Annotated in this window: 14 protein-coding genes and 1 tRNA gene; 9 read left to right on the top strand and 6 right to left on the bottom strand. The window is 68.2% G+C overall.

The genetic code is table 11. The features are described from left to right. Positions 1-13 precede the first annotated feature (13 nt). Both CCS01_RS25420 and CCS01_RS25415 read left to right on the top strand, forming a co-directional pair. Positions 14-1,165 (top strand): ATP phosphoribosyltransferase regulatory subunit, encoded by a 1,152-nt coding sequence (locus CCS01_RS25420; protein WP_104521565.1) that lies wholly within the window; start codon positions 14-16, stop codon positions 1,163-1,165. A 5-nt stretch (positions 1,166-1,170) separates the two neighbouring features. Continuing rightward, complete coding sequence (locus CCS01_RS25415; RefSeq protein WP_104521564.1) at positions 1,171-2,460, top strand: adenylosuccinate synthase; 1,290 nt, start codon at positions 1,171-1,173, stop codon at positions 2,458-2,460. Between the two features lie 495 nt (positions 2,461-2,955). Here the strand turns inward: CCS01_RS25415 and CCS01_RS25410 are convergent, their stop codons facing one another. Together CCS01_RS25410 and CCS01_RS25405 are read right to left on the bottom strand one after the other, a co-directional pair. Next, complete coding sequence (locus CCS01_RS25410) at positions 2,956-3,735, bottom strand: hypothetical protein (protein ID WP_104521563.1); 780 nt, start codon at positions 3,733-3,735, stop codon at positions 2,956-2,958. Positions 3,736-4,036: 301 nt separating this feature from the next. After that, complete coding sequence (locus CCS01_RS25405) at positions 4,037-4,495, bottom strand: YidB family protein (RefSeq protein ID WP_104521562.1); 459 nt, start codon at positions 4,493-4,495, stop codon at positions 4,037-4,039. A gap of 155 nt (positions 4,496-4,650) precedes the next feature. Here CCS01_RS25405 and CCS01_RS25400 point away from each other — a divergent pair, with 155 nt between their 5' ends. The 4 genes from CCS01_RS25400 (at position 4,651) to CCS01_RS25385 (ending at position 8,426) form a co-directional block, all read left to right on the top strand. Continuing rightward, positions 4,651-4,908: a GlsB/YeaQ/YmgE family stress response membrane protein gene (locus CCS01_RS25400; protein WP_104521561.1), complete on the top strand. Its 258-nt coding sequence runs from the start codon at positions 4,651-4,653 to the stop codon at positions 4,906-4,908. A 103-nt stretch (positions 4,909-5,011) separates the two neighbouring features. Continuing rightward, positions 5,012-6,982, top strand: coding sequence for a hypothetical protein (locus CCS01_RS25395; RefSeq protein WP_104521560.1), 1,971 nt, complete (start codon positions 5,012-5,014; stop codon positions 6,980-6,982). Then, a complete protein-coding gene (locus tag CCS01_RS25390) occupies positions 6,979-7,449 on the top strand; it encodes a hypothetical protein (protein WP_104521559.1) in 471 nt (156 codons plus the stop codon). Before CCS01_RS25395 ends, CCS01_RS25390 begins: the two co-directional genes overlap by 4 nt. Positions 7,450-7,544: 95 nt before the next feature. Next, the gene (locus CCS01_RS25385) at positions 7,545-8,426 is read left to right on the top strand and encodes an N-formylglutamate amidohydrolase (RefSeq protein ID WP_104521558.1); all 882 of its coding nucleotides are present in this window, start codon (positions 7,545-7,547) and stop codon (positions 8,424-8,426) included. Positions 8,427-8,657: 231 nt separating this feature from the next. Here CCS01_RS25385 and rpoH read toward each other — a convergent pair whose 3' ends face one another. Both rpoH and CCS01_RS25375 read right to left on the bottom strand, forming a co-directional pair. Continuing rightward, complete coding sequence (gene rpoH / locus CCS01_RS25380) at positions 8,658-9,593, bottom strand: RNA polymerase sigma factor RpoH (protein WP_408887510.1); 936 nt, start codon at positions 9,591-9,593, stop codon at positions 8,658-8,660. A 207-nt stretch (positions 9,594-9,800) separates the two neighbouring features. Beyond that, positions 9,801-10,799 (bottom strand): RluA family pseudouridine synthase, encoded by a 999-nt coding sequence (locus CCS01_RS25375; RefSeq protein WP_104521557.1) that lies wholly within the window; start codon positions 10,797-10,799, stop codon positions 9,801-9,803. Positions 10,800-10,859: 60 nt separating this feature from the next. Between CCS01_RS25375 and CCS01_RS25370 the strand changes: the two genes are divergently transcribed. The 3 genes from CCS01_RS25370 (at position 10,860) to CCS01_RS33950 (ending at position 11,737) form a co-directional block, all read left to right on the top strand. Then, a complete protein-coding gene (locus CCS01_RS25370; protein ID WP_239992391.1) occupies positions 10,860-11,153 on the top strand; it encodes a DUF6476 family protein in 294 nt (97 codons plus the stop codon). A 56-nt stretch (positions 11,154-11,209) separates the two neighbouring features. Then, positions 11,210-11,285: transfer RNA gene (locus CCS01_RS25365), tRNA-Glu, on the top strand. A 284-nt stretch (positions 11,286-11,569) separates the two neighbouring features. After that, positions 11,570-11,737, top strand: coding sequence for a hypothetical protein (locus CCS01_RS33950; RefSeq protein WP_158258592.1), 168 nt, complete (start codon positions 11,570-11,572; stop codon positions 11,735-11,737). A 281-nt stretch (positions 11,738-12,018) separates the two neighbouring features. Here CCS01_RS33950 and CCS01_RS25360 read toward each other — a convergent pair whose 3' ends face one another. Together CCS01_RS25360 and CCS01_RS25355 are read right to left on the bottom strand one after the other, a co-directional pair. Then, a complete protein-coding gene (locus CCS01_RS25360) occupies positions 12,019-12,495 on the bottom strand; it encodes an NUDIX hydrolase (RefSeq protein WP_104521555.1) in 477 nt (158 codons plus the stop codon). Between the two features lie 313 nt (positions 12,496-12,808). Continuing rightward, positions 12,809-15,304 (bottom strand): DUF7467 domain-containing protein, encoded by a 2,496-nt coding sequence (locus CCS01_RS25355; protein ID WP_104521554.1) that lies wholly within the window; start codon positions 15,302-15,304, stop codon positions 12,809-12,811. Positions 15,305-15,663: the final 359 nt, after the last annotated feature.

The following is a 15,663-nucleotide window of genomic DNA, read 5'->3' as shown; positions in this document are numbered from 1 at the left end:
GCTGACGCCCGCCATGACCGATGACCTTCCGCCCAACCCGGCGCTGCTGCCCGCCGGCCTGCGCGACCTGCTGCCCCCCGACGCGGAGACGGAAGCCTCCGCCGTCGAAGCCCTGATGACCGTGTTCGCCGCGCACGGCTATCAGCGCGTCAAGCCGCCGCTGCTGGAGTTCGAGGACAGCTTGCTCGCCAAGTCCGGCGCCGCGGTGGCGGATCAGACCTTCCGCATCATGGACCCGGACAGCCACCGCATGATGGGGCTGCGCGCCGACACCACGCCGCAGGTGGCGCGCATCGCCACCACGCGGCTCGGCGCCGCGCCGCGCCCGCTGCGCCTGTCCTATGCCGGCCAGTGCCTGCGCGTGCGCGGCACCCAGCTCGCGCCGCATCGCCAGGTGGCGCAGGCGGGGGTGGAGCTCATCGGCTACGACAGCCCGGGAGCCGACGCCGAAACCATCCTGGTTGCCGCCGAGGCGCTGGATGCCGTCGGCCTGACCCGCGCCAGTTTCGACCTGACGCTGCCGACGCTGGTGCCCTCGCTGCTGGACGAGTCGGGCCTCGGCGCGGCCGATCGGGCGGCGCTGGCCCGGGCGCTGGATCGCAAGGATGCCGCCGCGGTCGCCCGGCATGGCGGCGCGCTGGCGCCGGTGCTGACCGACCTGCTGCTGGCCGCCGGCGCGGCGGACCGCGCGCTGGAGGCGCTGGCGGCGGCCAAGCTGCCCAACCATGCCGGCGTGCTGGCCCGGCGCGTGTCCGACACCGTCGCCGCCATCCGCGCCGCCGCCCCGGCGCTGCGCCTGACCATCGATCCGGTGGAATTCCGCGGCTTCCGCTACGAAACCGGCGTCTCGGTCACCGTCTATGCGCCCGGCCGGCACGAGGAACTAGGCCGCGGCGGCCGCTATATCTGCGGCGACAGCGAGCCCGCCACCGGCCTGACCCTGTACCCGGACGCGATCCTGCGGGCGGCGCCGCCGCGCCAGGCAAGGCCGCGCCTGTTCGTGCCGTTCGGCACCGATCGCGGCGTGGCGGCCGGGATGCGCGTCGCCGGCTATGCCACCGTCGCCGCCCTGGCGCCGGTTCCCGACGATGCCGCCGAAGCCAGGCGGCTTGACTGCACCCATATCCTGCGCGCCGGACAAGCGGCGCTTCTCACCGAGGGCTGAACATCATGGCCAATGTCGCCGTTATCGGCGCCCAATGGGGCGACGAAGGCAAAGGGAAAGTCGTTGACTGGCTGGCCAGCCGGGCCGACGTGGTCGTGCGGTTCCAGGGGGGGCACAACGCCGGCCACACCCTGGTCGTCGGCGGCCAGACCTACAAGCTGTCGCTGCTGCCGTCCGGGCTGGTGCGCGGCAAGCTGGGAATCATCGGCAACGGTGTGGTGGTCGATCCCAACGCCCTGCTGGCCGAGATCGGCCGCGTGCGGGCGCAGGGCCTGACCGTCACGCCGGAGACGCTGCGCATCGCCGAGAACGCGGTGCTGATCCTGCCGCTGCACCCCGCGCTGGACAAAGCCCGCGAGGAAGCCCGCGGCGCCACGAAGATCGGCACCACCGGCCGCGGCATCGGCCCGGCCTATGAGGACAAGGTCGCCCGCCGCGCCATCCGCGTCGGCGACCTCGCCGAGCCGGCCACGCTGTCGGCCAAGCTGGACGAGCTGCTGCTGCACCACAACACGCTGCTGCAAGGCTTCGGCGTCGCCACCTTCAACAAGGAAGAACTGTTCGACGGCCTGCTGAAGCTGGCGCCGCAGATCCTGCCGTACGCCGAACCGGTGTGGGAGCGGCTGGACGAACTGCGCCGCGGTGGCTCGCGCATCCTGTTCGAGGGCGCGCAGGCGGTGATGCTGGACGTCGATCACGGTACCTATCCGTTCGTTACGTCGTCGAATACCGTCGCCGCCACCGCGGCGTCCGGCTCCGGCGTCGGGCCCGGGGCGGTGGGATTCGTGCTGGGCATCGCCAAGGCCTACACCACCCGCGTCGGCTCCGGTCCGTTCCCGACCGAACTGCATGACGCCACCGGCCGCGCGCTGGGCGAGCGCGGGTTCGAGTTCGGCACCGTCACCGGGCGGCCGCGCCGCTGCGGCTGGTTCGACGCCGCGCTGGTGCGGCAGGCGATCAAGGTGGGCGGCGTGCAGGGCCTGGCGCTGACCAAGCTGGACGTGCTGGACGGGCTGCCCGAGCTGAAGATCTGCACCGGCTATCGTATCAACGGCCAGTTGTTCCGGCATCTGCCGGCCGCGCCGGGCGCGCAGGCGGCGGCGGTGCCGGAATACGAGGTGATGGAAGGCTGGTCCGGCTCGTCCCGCGGCGCCCGCTCCTGGGCCGATCTGCCGGCGCAGGCGGTGAAGTATGTGCGGCGGATCGAGGAATTGGTGGAGGCGCCGGTGACGCTGCTGTCCACCAGCCCGGAACGCGACGACACCATCATGGTGAAGGACCCGTTCGAGGGATAATCTGGCGCCCGGTCTCGTCCGGACACGCCCCCAAGCTGCCAGGACGAGGGGCTGGCGGAGCGGGGGCGTCGCCCACCGTCATGGCCGGGCGTGTCCCGGCCATCCACCCCCCGCCGTCGCAGCGCAGATGGCCGGGAGACGCCCTACGCAATGCACACATCTCGGAAACGGTCCGCCGCTGCGTTCCCCCATCGTCATGGCCCGGCTTGTCCGGGCCACCTGTCGCGGCACACGTGCTGGAATAGGTGGCCCGGACAAGCCGGGCCATGACGATGGGGGAACGCTCTCGGCCGTGAGGCAAGCACTTGATTTTACGGTCATTTCCGACTCGTTTCCGGGATGTGTGCATCCCGTAGGGAGACGCCCGGCCATGACGGTGAGAGAAAGGCCGCGGCGGCAGGTCCTGCTTCAGGTCCGTCTTATCCAGATGCGTATCCTGATGCGTATGGACACGCGCCCGCCATGACGGCACAGAAACGTCATGTCTACGCCTCGCTATCTGGCGCCATACGCCCGTCGCTTGACGTCACAGCACGGCATCGCGACCTCAACGGCATACCGTGTGCCCCATGACGTCTCGAGCAGTCGCCCGCACTCAGGCAGCCGCGACAGATCGCCTGCAATCGCATGCGCGGCTTCACGAGCCAGGCGGGACATGGCGGCAAGCTCGCGACGATACAGCGGAAGCAGCAGGTCCTTGTCGTCAATCCGCATCTGGTTGACATGTTTCTCGGAAGAACCTGATATCGGGCTGAAGAGCTTGTTGTCGGTATTGTGGAAGACAAGGTTCGCGGCGACGCCGTTGTTCCAGCTCACGGGGCAATCGGCGTCATGATGAAAGCGGATGAACTCGATCACGCCGATGACCGGATGATAACGGCCGCCCAGGATTCTGCGAATGTAGTTCGCGGACACACCATGGGCGATGGCGACAAGCATGCGCTCGTGGGCATCCTCTCCGCAGGCCACGGCAGGGCAGGCACGAAGTACGGCCTCGAGGAAAGCGCCCGGCGGGAGGTCGATGCCCGCCAGCGTCTGGACGCGGCGCCTGAACGCATCGTCATCAATACGACGACAAACCGTTCCGGGGATGTTGGGAACGGGATCGCAGGCCACGGCGGCGGTGTCGAGAGCCGCCCGCAGGCCGTTATAGGTCCGGAATCCAAGTCCTGCCGCGATCGCCTCGTCGCTGTGCTGCGAGCGGATCGACGGATGTTCCAGCTTCAGTACGTCCTTGATCTTGCCGGCCAAGTCGGCATCGAATGCGGACAGCATCGCTCGAACCTCATGTGTTGGGTCCGGGTCGCCGATTGGACCGAACCGCGTCATGGGGTTCGGTGAAAGTTGGTATCAGCCGGTTTCTGCGGTTTCGACTCGACGACAAGTCAGGTGCGCAACCACGGCCATGGTTGCGCACCGCGCGGTCCGGGTCACATTAACTCGCTGTTATCCGTTGCGGCGTTATACGAAAATCCACGCCCGGAACCTGATGGCGTTCCGCATCGGGAAACTCCCACATGACAACCGGCAGCGCCACCGGCGGATCATCCGGGTAAGGCGCGCCGCCGGCGTCCTGCTACGCCTGGTTCCACACCGAGTGGACTTCCGACTGGCTCGGCATGCGTCCGCCCGGCGTCAGCCGGTCGACCACCCCGGGAAGGGCGCGCGACAACTGGGCCAGCAATTCCTGCTCGGTCATGCCGGCGTTGCGCGCAAGGTCGGAGATCGTCGTCTGGCCGAGCGCAGTCTGCAGCTGGTCCGGCTGGATCGGCGCGTTCTGCCCGGTACCCACCCAGGAATTGACCGTCGGTCCGAGCCCGGCATTGGACAACCGGTCCAGCAGGCCGCCGAGTCCGCCGAACAGGCCACCCTGCGGCGCCCCCGGGGACGCGCCGGGCGCCGGCCCGGGCTGAGGCGCCGGCGCCTCGGCGCTGCTTCCGCCGCTCATCATCTTGCCGACCAGCAGCGCGCCGAGAGCAACCAGCAGGGGCTTGGTGATGTTGCCGCCAGGAACGGCGTCGTCAAACAGTCCCATCGATGCCTCCTTGTTCCTGAAAAGTCGCCACTCGATTAGAGAGTTCTCCCGGCAATAGAAATAGCATCACCGGAATATGAGAATTCGACTGACACTGTAATGCAATTCAATCTGCTATGTTCGCTGCGAGTACATTCCGTATAAGGACCAGAACCATGTCAGTCCTGGGGTGGATCATTCTCGGCCTGATCGCCGGATTCATCGGCAGCAAGATCGTCAACAAGACCGGCCAGGGCATGGTCCTGGACATCGTGCTGGGCATTGTCGGCGCCATCGTCGGCGGCGTGATATTCAGCTTCTTCGGCGCCGCCGGAGTCACCGGCCTGAACATCTACAGCCTGATCGTCGCCGTCATCGGCTCGGTGGTCGTGCTCTGGCTCTACCACGCGATGGCCCGTCGCCGATCGTACTGACGGGGATGCCTGCAACCCGCGCCTGATGAGGCGCCGGGGCGTTAACCTTCGATCAACTTTTCCGCCGGTAGACTGACGCGATCCGACCGAACGGTTCGCCCTGATGGCTGATGACTCCGAAAGTGCGTTGATTGCCGGCCGGTTCGCCGTCGATGCCGCTCATCCCCTGCCGGACGCCGGCGGTGGCGTGCCCGCCTTCCTCGCGGCCGATCGGCAGGCGGTCGCGCTCAGGCGGGTGGCGCTGGCGGTGTCGCGGGATGCGCCGCCGCGGGTCAAGCCGCTGCTGGCGCTGGACGAGCCGATTGACAACCTCATGACGCCGCTGGCGCACGGCGTGGCGTCCGCGCCGGGCGGGAAGGGCGAGGGCTACTACATCATCTGCACCCCGCCGCCGGGGCCGCCGCTGTCGGCCGCGCTGACCGCCTGGCCGGAAGCCGCGCTGCTCGATCTCGTGCTGCGGCCGGTGGCGCGGGTGCTGGACACGCTGCAGGGCCGCGGGCTGACGCACCGGGCGATCCGGCTGAACAACGTGTTCCAGGCCGCGCCGGGACAGCCGGTGACGCTGGGCGCGGCCTGGGCGGCGCCGCCGGCGCTGCACCAGCCGGTGTTGTTCGAGTCGCCCTACCAGGCGATGTGCCAGCCGGCCGGGCGCGGCGACGGCTCGATCGCCGAGGACGTGTATTCGCTCGGCGTGCTGCTGCTGGTCCTCGCCGGCGGGCGCATTCCGCTGGCCAACCTGGATGATGCCGCGCTGATCCGCTGGAAGCTGGACCTGGGCAGCTTCACTGCCCTGGCGCGTGACACCGCTATGTCCGGGTTCATCACCGACCTGGTGCGCGGGATGCTGGCCGAAGACCCCGATCACCGGCCGCCGCCGAGCCTGCTGCTGGACCCCGCCAATGCCCGGGCGCGGCGCGTGGCCGCCCGGCCGGCCCGCCGCAGCCAGCGGCCGCTGATGCTGGGCGACATCGCGGTCTATGACGCCCGCACCCTGGGCTATGCGCTGCTCAGGGACGACAAGAAGGCGATCCAGGCGCTGCGCGCCGGCACGGTGACGCACTGGCTCCGCCGCGGCATGGGCGACGCCACCCTGGCGGCTGATGTCGAGGAGGTGGTGCGCAACCGGGTGACGGATCCCGCGCTGGCGCTGCAGGCTGACGCGATCATGCTGATGCGGGCCATCGGCACGATCAATCCGCGCATGCCGCTGTGCTGGCGCGGGATCGCCCTGTGGCCCGACGCGCTGGCCACCCTGGTGGCGGAGGCGGTCGCGACCCGGGGCGCCCTGATGGCGCTGGCCGAGGAACTGCTGGTCGATGCCATCATCCACGACTGGACGCTCGCCACCCACCGCGCCAGCCGCGTCGAGACGGTTGCCATGTCCTTCGAGGTGGCGGCCGCGCAGCAATACCTGCAATCCGACGGAGCGGGCGGGTTCCTGCGCGTGTTCTACACGCTGAATCCGCTGCTGCCGTGCCGCGGCGCCGGCATGGCCGCCGCCTGGATCGTCACCATGGCCGATCTGATACGCTTCCTGGAACGCACGGCGGAGAGCACCCGGGGCCGGCTGGTCGATGTCGAGCTCGCCTCCTTCATCGCCGCCCGCGCCGATCGGCGGACCGAGGTGGAGGTGAATGCGCTGCTGGCGAAGGTCGACGACGCCGCGATCCGCGACCGGGAGCTGGCATTGCTGAGGGACCTGCAAAGCCGGTACTACCCCCAGCCGATGCCGGGGCTGGCGAAATGGGCGGTGGAACGGCTGCGGCCGGCGGTGGAGCAATGGCGCAACCGGCCGCAGCGCGCCGCGCTGATGACGCGGCTCGAGGCGCTGGCGGAGGACGGCTATCTGGGGCGGCTGCTGGCGCTGCTGGATGATCCCGCCGGCCGCGCCGCCGATCGGCTGGGCGCCGAGCAGGCGGCGACGGAACGGGCGGTGATCGATGCCGAGCTGGCCGCCATCGTCGTCAGCGACGGCATGCGCCTGGCCGAGGCCGGACACCTTGGCCAGGCGGTGACCGCCGCAATCGGCCTGGTGGCGCTGGTCATGGCGGCGCTGGGCGTGCTGTTCCCATGAGCGCGGGCGGGGGCGGCACAAGGCTTGGCCGCCTCGCCGGCGGGCTGGTCGTGCTGCTGCTCGGGCTCATCGGCGGCGGGCTGATCGCGCTGGCGCCGGATATCGCCGTGCCGGCGGGAATCCTGCTGGCCCCGGGGCTGGTCGCCTTCATGCTCGACCCCACCCCCGGCCACGCCCTGGCGCGCGCCATGCTGCTGTTCCAGGCGGCGGCGGCGCTGCGCCCGCTGGACCAGGCCTGGTTCCGTTGCGAGGGGCTGCATGCCTGCATGGGCACCCTGGCGCAGCCGCGGCAGGTGCTGCTGGTCTGGATCATGGCGGCGCTGGCGTGGCTGCTGACCCAGATCCTGCCGATTGGCCTGAAACTCCTGTCGGACTATCGGGTGCGCGTGCGGCGTGCCACGCTGGAGGCGCGGCGGGATCGGCTGATCGCGGAGTGGGGGCTGGACGAGACTCCGCGGCGATCATGAAACCGGCCACGACGTGAACGTTAAATATCGTATCGGCGTTCGCTAAGGCCGTGAAAGGTAGTGACTTTTGTCGGCACTCCGCCTTTGATGGCGGGATGGACGGATTTGAAGCCCAGCCGGAAATTCTCGATCCCAGGCCTTTCCGCATCGCCCTGCCGGAACCACCGTTCGCACCCGTCGTGTTTGCCTCGGCCCATTCGGGACGCGGTTATACCGCTGAATTGCTGGCCGGCGTGCGGCTGCGCTCGCCCAACCTGCGCCGCAGCGAGGACAGCTTCGTCGACGAACTGTTCGCCGCGGCGCCGGCGCACGGCGCGACGCTGCTGGCGGCGCATTTTCCGCGCGCCTTCTGCGACGCCAACCGCGAGCCGTGGGAACTCGACCCCGGCATGTTCGCCGATACGCTGCCCGAATGGGTCAACACCACGAGCCCGCGGGTGACCGCCGGGCTTGGCACCATCGCCAAGGTCGTGGCGTCGGGCGAGCCCATCTATGGCGCCAAGCTGTCCTTCGCCGAGGCGGAGCGCCGCATCCAGACCTACTGGCTGCCGTTCCATGACGCGCTGCGGCGGATCATCGCGGACATCAAGGCGCGCTTCGGCTACTGCCTGCTGATCGACTGCCACTCGATGCCGTCGGGCGGGCCGGGCAGCCGGATTGGCGGGCGCGCGGTGGATTTCGTGCTGGGCGACCTTCATGGCGTGGCGTGCAGCCCGCGGGTGACACGGGCGGTGGAGGCATTCCTGTCAGCCCGTGGCTTCCAGGTGCGCCGCAACGACCCCTATGCCGGCGGCTATATCACCAAGCATTACGGCCGTCCGGGGCATGGCGTGCACGCCCTGCAGGTCGAGGTGGCGCGGCGGCTGTACATGGATGAAACGCTGATCGAGCGATCGGCCGATTTTGCCCGGATCGAACAGGCGATTGCCGGGCTGATCGGCGCGATCACGCAGCAGGCGCCCGGGCTGATCGGGTAGGGGGCGGCCGTTCTCTCTCCGTCATGGCCGGACGTGTCCCAATGCGTATCAGAATAGGACGACGGGCGGAGCAAGGTCTTCTCTCTCCACCAGTCGCTTCATCCTGACGCGTATGGGGACACGCCCGGCCATGACGGAGAAGCAACGGACCCGGCGCCGTTCGGTCTGGCACAAACAGAAACGCCGTCCCGGTGAGGACGGCGCTGGGTCGCAGGGACCGCGGCGTTCGGATCAGGCGTTCTGGGGTTCCAGCGCGCCCTGGGTCTTGCCGGCGTTGAGGCGGCGCTCGGCGATCTGGGCCTTCATCGCCTTCTGCAGCTTTTCGAACGCCCGCACCTCGATCTGCCGCACCCGCTCGCGGGAGATGTTGTACTGTTGCGAGAGATCCTCGAGCGTGGTCGGGTTGTCCTTCAGCCGGCGCTCGATCAGGATGTGCCGCTCGCGCTCGTTCAGCGACTTCAACGCGCCGCTGAGCAGGGCCTTGCGGCCGGTCAGTTCCTCGCGCTCGGCGATCGCGCTTTCCTGGCTGTCCGATTCGTCGACCAGCCAGTCCTGCCATTCGCCTTCGCTGTCCTGGCGGACCGGCGCGTTCAGGCTGTGGTCCGGCGCGGCGAGGCGGCGGTTCATGCTGACGACGTCCTGCTCCGGCACGTCGAGCACGCGGGCGATCTTCGCCACCTGCTCGGGCTGGAGGTCGCCGTCGTCGATCGCCTGCATCTGGCCCTTCAGGCGGCGCAGGTTGAAGAACAGCTTCTTCTGGGCGGCGGTGGTGCCCATCTTTACCAGCGACCAGGAGTGCAGGATGTATTCCTGGATCGCCGCGCGGATCCACCACATGGCGTAGGTCGCCAGCCGGAAGCCGCGGTCGGGGTCGAAGCGCTTGACCGCCTGCATCATGCCGACATTGCCTTCGCTGATCAGCTCGCCCACCGGCAGGCCGTATCCGCGGTAGCCCATGGCTATTTTCGCGACCAGGCGCAGATGGGAGGTGACAAGCTTATGCGCCGCATCCATATCCTGGGTGTCGCGCCACTTGTGGGCGAGCGCCAGCTCCTCCTCGGGTGTCAGCATGGGGAATTTGCGGATCTCCTGGAGATACCGCGACAGGTTGCCCTCGGGGGCGATATTGAGGACGGCAGAGGCCACGCTGTAGGTTCCTTTCGTCAACCGCTTGACTTGCCCGCTGGCGGCGCAAGGATGACGGTATGAATGTCTGTGTGACAGGGCGGATGCAGGAAGGGACTTTCACGTCCCGGAGACCTGCCCCATGGCGGCAGCAAGGAGACCGGACGTTCCCGGCAGGGCAGGGCATCCACCCGCTCTGATGTTCGTCGTATACAGGACTGAAATGGTCCTGTCAATATTAATCGCAGGTTAACAGGCGGTTAGGTCGCGATCGATGTGGTTGATCAACGCTGCCATGTCATCGGGAATCGCCGCCTGGAAGCTGAGCGTCGCGCCTGTCCGCGGGTGCGCAAATCCCAGGCTTGCGGCATGCAACGCCTGTCGCGGAAAGTCGAGAAGCTCCCCGCGGAGCGGTTGCGGCACGGTCTTCGCCGCCGCCGGCACCCGGCGGATATAGAGCGGGTCGCCGACGACCGGATGGCCGCTCGCGGAAAGGTGAACGCGGATCTGGTGCGTCCGCCCGGTCGCCAGCCGGCATTCCAGCAACGCCAGGCTTGTCCCCCAGGCGCGCAGCGTGCGGTAGCGGGTCAGTGCCGGCTTGCCGCCGTGCGCGACGAGCGCCATCCGCTTGCGGTCCCGCTTGTCCCGGCCAATCGCGCCCTCGATCTCGCCGCCGGGTGGGATGGGCAAGCCCCAGCACAGCGCGACATAGGACCGCTCGAGGTCACGGGTCGCGAAGGCGTTGGTCAGCACGTCGTTGGCCAGCTGGGTCTTGGCGACGACCATGACGCCGGAGGTGTCCTTGTCGAGCCGGTGCACGATGCCGGGCCGCCGCTCGGCGCCGATGCCGATGAAGCCGGGGCCGCAATGCGCCAGCAGCGCGTTGACCAGCGTGCCGTCCTGGTTGCCGGGCGCCGGGTGCACCACCAGCCCGGCCGGCTTGTCGAGCACGATCAGGTCGTCGTCTTCGTAGAGGACGGTGAACGGAATGTCCTGCGGTTGCGGCGTTGCCGGCAGCGGTGGCGGGATGTCCAGGATATAGATGCCGCCCGCCCGCACCGGCTCGGCCGGCTGGGTCACCAGGCCCTGGTCGCTGCGCAGGCGCGATTCGTCAATCAGCGTCTTGACGCGGGAGCGGGACATCGTGCCGATGGCCTCGGCGATGAAGCGGTCGACTCGCTGGCCGGCGTGCGCCGCGGTGGCGGTGACGCGGAACGGCCCGGATGCCGGTTGGCTGCTGGCTGTCATGCGGCGCGTGGGATACCGCCGATCGTCGTGCTTGGGAACGCGGGTTGCGTGGAGGTCAGGGTGCCGGGTCTGGGTTTTTTGAAAGTCGCGGTCGTGGTCATGGGCGTGCTGATCGTCGGCGGCACGGCGGCGCTGGTCACCTTGCTGGCGCTGCGCGGGGGCCACACCGGCAGCGCCACAGTGCCGGCGGTGGTCACCGCGGTGCTGGCGGAGCCGCCGGGCTCGCGCATCGCCGGCATCGCCGCCCTGGCCGATCGGCTGGCGGTGCAGGTGCAGGGGGGTGGGGCTGATCGGGTGCTGCTGGTCGATCCGAATACGGGGGCGGTGCGGGGACGGATTTCTCTCGCGCATTAGCATTCAGGTGCTTGAGGTTCGCGCGGTTCCGGGTTAGAAGGCGCGCCTTGGCCGATGTCCCGTTCGTCTAGAGGCCCAGGACAGTGCCCTCTCACGGCACCAACAGGGGTTCGAATCCCCTACGGGACGCCATACGCCCATAACAGCGCCCCCCGCAACGGAATCGCCATCTTGCTGCGCCGGCAGGATCCGCCGCCCTCGCCGACGGGTTCTCATTCCGTCGTGAGCCGAGCCCATCCGGCCACGTCGTCTCGGTACTGGCAGTGTCGGCGTGGGCCGTCACGCAACGTCGCGGACTTTATCGTGCCTACCCTTTAATAATCTGGCAGTGCTGTGATGCCGCCGCACCGGCGGAGGGCGAAACCCGTCGCGGACTCCGCCGTTCTCGCGGCGTCACGAAAGCGAAGGATATGGTCATGAAGGCACTCGCCCTGGTCGCGTTGCTGCTGCTTTCCGCGTGCGCGGCGGTTGGTTCGCACGGCGGCACCTCGGCCGCCGGCATGAACCCGACCGGCGTCGGCACCGGCGCGGGGGGCATGGGCGCGATGGGTACAGACAGCGGCAGCAGCTCTAGAACTCAATAGGCGCACGAGCAGGGCGTTTCCACTGATCCCTGGGCTGCGGCGTGCGGAGCCCGTTGGCAGTTCATTCACCGGGCCGGGCATGCCGGGGGCGGCGGAACATCGGGGCGCTGCTGTCCGCCGGGCCGCCGGTGCCCTCCCGGGATCTGCACCGGAGTGCTCGCGACCGTCTGTGGAGGATCGGTACGAGGCGCCCGGCGGTGGCGGAGGGTCAGCGGTCGGCGGCGGCAAGCCTTCACCACCACGGGCCGGGGCTTGCGCCATCCTGGCCACAGGGCGGCGGGTCATGGCAGATGCGGCTTCGCCCTTGATCCCGACAGCCTGACAAAACGCACCGAGGCGCCGGCAAAGCGATGAATGATCTCCGCCAGGCCGCCTTCATGGACAAGTTTCGCTGCCTCGCCGGCATTGAACCATTGCCGCTCGCGCTGGCCCTTCTCCGGCCAGTCGTCAAGCAGCCGTTCAACGCGGAACAGGAAGACCCGCACCTCGCACAGCACCGAAGCCTTGGCGAGCTGCTTGTCGTAATGGTAGCTGCCAATCGGCTGCTTGCCGATGACGTGCCCGACCAGGCCCGCCTCTTCATAGGCTTCCTGGCTGGCAACCTCGGCTGGCTTGCGGCCTTTCATTGGCCAGCCTTTTGGAATGACCCACCGTCCGGTCTCGCGAGAGGTCAGCAGCATGACCTGCCGAAGGCCGCCGTCCCCGATGCACCAGGGCAAGGCGGCAAACTGCTTTGCGTCGCGGAACTTCTTCGTCATGGCCGCCAATGTAGCGACTCATGCATTGATAGTCACATGCTGTCCAGTCCGGACTGTAACCAGCCGCCGGTTCAACGGGGTCATGAAAGCGTCTCCGCCACCCCGGCCGCCAGCTGCCCCACCGGGCGAAACCTCTGCCCGGGTCATCCGGGATGCTGTTAACGCAGGCCGCCCACCGGGTTGGCGGGCGGCGGCGCAAGACCAACGCAATACCGCGATTCCACAGGAAAACGGGTCTGTTCCGCGACCGGCCCAGAGCCCCGTTCAGTGTGATGAACGCAGCGTCCGGGCCAGCCCGGCATCGCTTCAGCGGTTACGACACGAGGTATCCTCCCGTGGTGCCGACATACCCAGCCAGCGTGAGGCTGCCGATCCGGTCCCCCAGATGCATGGCTTGGCTGCCGCTGGTGTTATAGACCATCGTCTGCAGTGGCGATGCGTGGGCGAGGAAGTCGCTCTGGCTGTTGAACACGTAGGCATAGATGTCGGCGCCCGCCGTCATGCTGAAGTGATTGTTGCGCGCCGCCACCGGTGTGTTGGTCAGCTGGTTGAGCGTCGCGTCGGCAAAGATCTTCTCGCCGCTGGTGACGTCCCCCTCGAAGTAGATGCTGGCGTTCGACGCGAACGGGTTGGCGCTGTTGCTGATCTCGATGAACGCCATCTGGTTGCCGTTGCTGCCGCTGACGCTCGCCATCCCGGCCTGGATCTGCTTGAGCGACACCGTGTTGCCGGCGCTGTAGGTGGACTCCAGCTTCTCCGCGGTTCCATACAGCGCGGAGAGGCTGCCCGTCGGCGCGCAGCCATTGACCGAGATGCAGCTGTTCGACCCCGGCACCTGCACCTCTTTCGAGTCGGTAACGCTGACCGTGGCGGCCGCCGGCGTCGTGGTCGTGGTGCTGGCCGGCGTGTTGACCGTGGCGCCGCAGGACAGCGCAAAGGTCTGCCCGTCGGCTCCGCCGTACAGGTGCCCGTTCACCGTCACGCCATTGACGGCGAACGTCGCGTTCGGCGCCAGCATCGTCGCATTGAACGTCGTGCCGGCGGCGCCCTTGATCGTGCTGCAGTTCTGGTCGTTAAACAGCACCTCGTTGGCGGTCAGTCCCCCGGTCAGCGTCACGTTGTCCAGCACCGGCGTCACGCCGGAGGCAACGTTCAGCACGACGTTGTGGGTGCCGTCACCGGCGATGGTGATGTTGTTCGCCCACTGCGTTACTGTGAAGACATAGTTCCCGGAACTGTCGAGCTTGCCGGACGTGGCATTGATCGTCATGCCGGAGGTCAGCGCGATCTTCGCCCCTGTCTCCTGGCCCAGGGTGCTGGACAGTCTGGCCAGCGCCGCGATGTCGGCGGACAGCGTGCTGCTGTTGCCGCTGACGCCGCCGGTCACGCTGCCGCCGGTGGCGCACGGTGCGCTGCCGGTGGTCACCAGCTGGCCGGTGATCTTGTCGCCGCCGAGCGAGACCGTTGACCCCCACCACGACCACCATGACCAGAAGGAGGCGGTATTGCCGATGCCGACATTGCCGGTGATCGGGTCGTTGCCTGATGCCTGGAAGCTGCCCGGGTCGAACGCGATGATGCCGTAGTTGGCCGCGTCGCCGAGCGAGAAGCCCTGGCCCAACGCCGAGGCGGTCACCGTCACGGTATCGGCCTCGGAGCTGTCGGCCAGCTGGCCCTGGCAGGCCGAGCCGCTGCCGCTGCCGTTGCCGCACGTGCCGCCCGACCAGTTCCAGCCATCATACTGCGTGCCCGGCGTGCCGGCGCAACCGAAGCCCAGGGCATAGGTCCAGTTGCCGCTGCTCCAGCTGCCGCAGCCGGTGTTGCCGTAGCTGTTGATGGCGTCGCAGACCTTGACGGCAATCTGGTTGAGGTCGGACAGGCAGGACGAGGAGAAGCCGCTGTAGCCCGAGCAGCCGGTCTGCCACGACACGCTGCCGGCGCCGCAGTTGTTGGAGCTCTGGCCGATGTTCCAGGTGACCGTGGCCCCCGACAGGTTGCAGCCGGACGGAATTTCGAACGGCAGCCCGCTCAGGAACACGTTGCCGGGGTTGCTGCCGGCCGGCAGCGTCGTCACCCAGCAGTTCTGCGTCGAGTCGTAGGTCGTGGTGGGCGTCGTGCACCGGCTGGAGAACGTCACGACGGCGTTGGGCACCTGGATCGTCTGGGTGGAGCAACCCGGACCGCTGATCGTGCAGGTGACGTTCTGGAACGTGTAGCTCGTCCCATCCTCGCACGATGTCGGCGTGAAGCTGCTGTTCAGCCAGGCCGTGCAGCCGCTGCCCAGGTTGCCGCCGCTGAGCGTCCTGCATTGCGCGCTCTTGCCGCCGGTCAGCGAGCCGGCCTCGTTGATCGTGTTGGTGAACTGCCAGGTTTCGCCGGCGTCGAGCACGCCGTTGTGGTTGGTGTCGCCGACATTGTAGCCGCACGAGGTGACCGCGGTCGGCGTGATGAGGTCCGGGCTGGCGGCCGTGCCGATGTTGTCGGAGATCTGCACGTTGGCCAGCGCGGTGGTGCCGGTGTTGGTGACGTCGTAGGTGTAGGTGACCTGGCCACAGGTTCCGACCTCGACCTGGCTCGGCAGCTTGATGACCGTGAGGTCGCCGGGCGAGGCGTAAACGTCCTCGATGGCGCTGGCGGTGCCGCCGGAGAGCAGGGTGTTCACCGTGTTGGTGTTGGTGTGCTCGGTCATCACGCCGCCCGCCGGGGCGACGACGGCGACCTGGTGGCTGCCGAAGACGAGGCCGGCGAAGGTGATGGTGCCGGGGTTGGTGGCGCTGCTGGTGCTGGTGGTGGTGGTGGTCTGCAGCAATTGGCCGTTGGCGTCCTCGAGCTTGACGATGACCTTGTTGGGCCGGCTTCGCTGCCGTCCTGTGTGCCGTTGGCGTAGGCGTCGGTATAGACGTGCGTGGTGAACGTGCCGGACTGATAGACGCCCTCGGTGGCCGAGGCGGTGAACATGGGGTCACTGCACGATCTGTCCAAAATCGTACGTTACTAGGGAGACGGTCAAACGCCTGCCACTCGGCGCAAAGAATCCTTAGCACTACTTTGGCACTTTGGAAGCGTGTTGCCGAATCCGCCTGTGGCAGTGGGGGCAACGATAAGGAATCGCAGGCGGAGCGAACAGCTTGGCGATGATGGCACGGCGGATCTCAGGCAGCGATGGCT

The organism is Rhodopila globiformis, from assembly GCF_002937115.1.
Classification (GTDB): Bacteria; Pseudomonadota; Alphaproteobacteria; order Acetobacterales; family Acetobacteraceae; genus Rhodopila; species Rhodopila globiformis.
The sequence above is the reverse complement of the archived record's forward strand: the minus strand, read 5'-3'. Positions and strand labels throughout refer to the sequence as shown.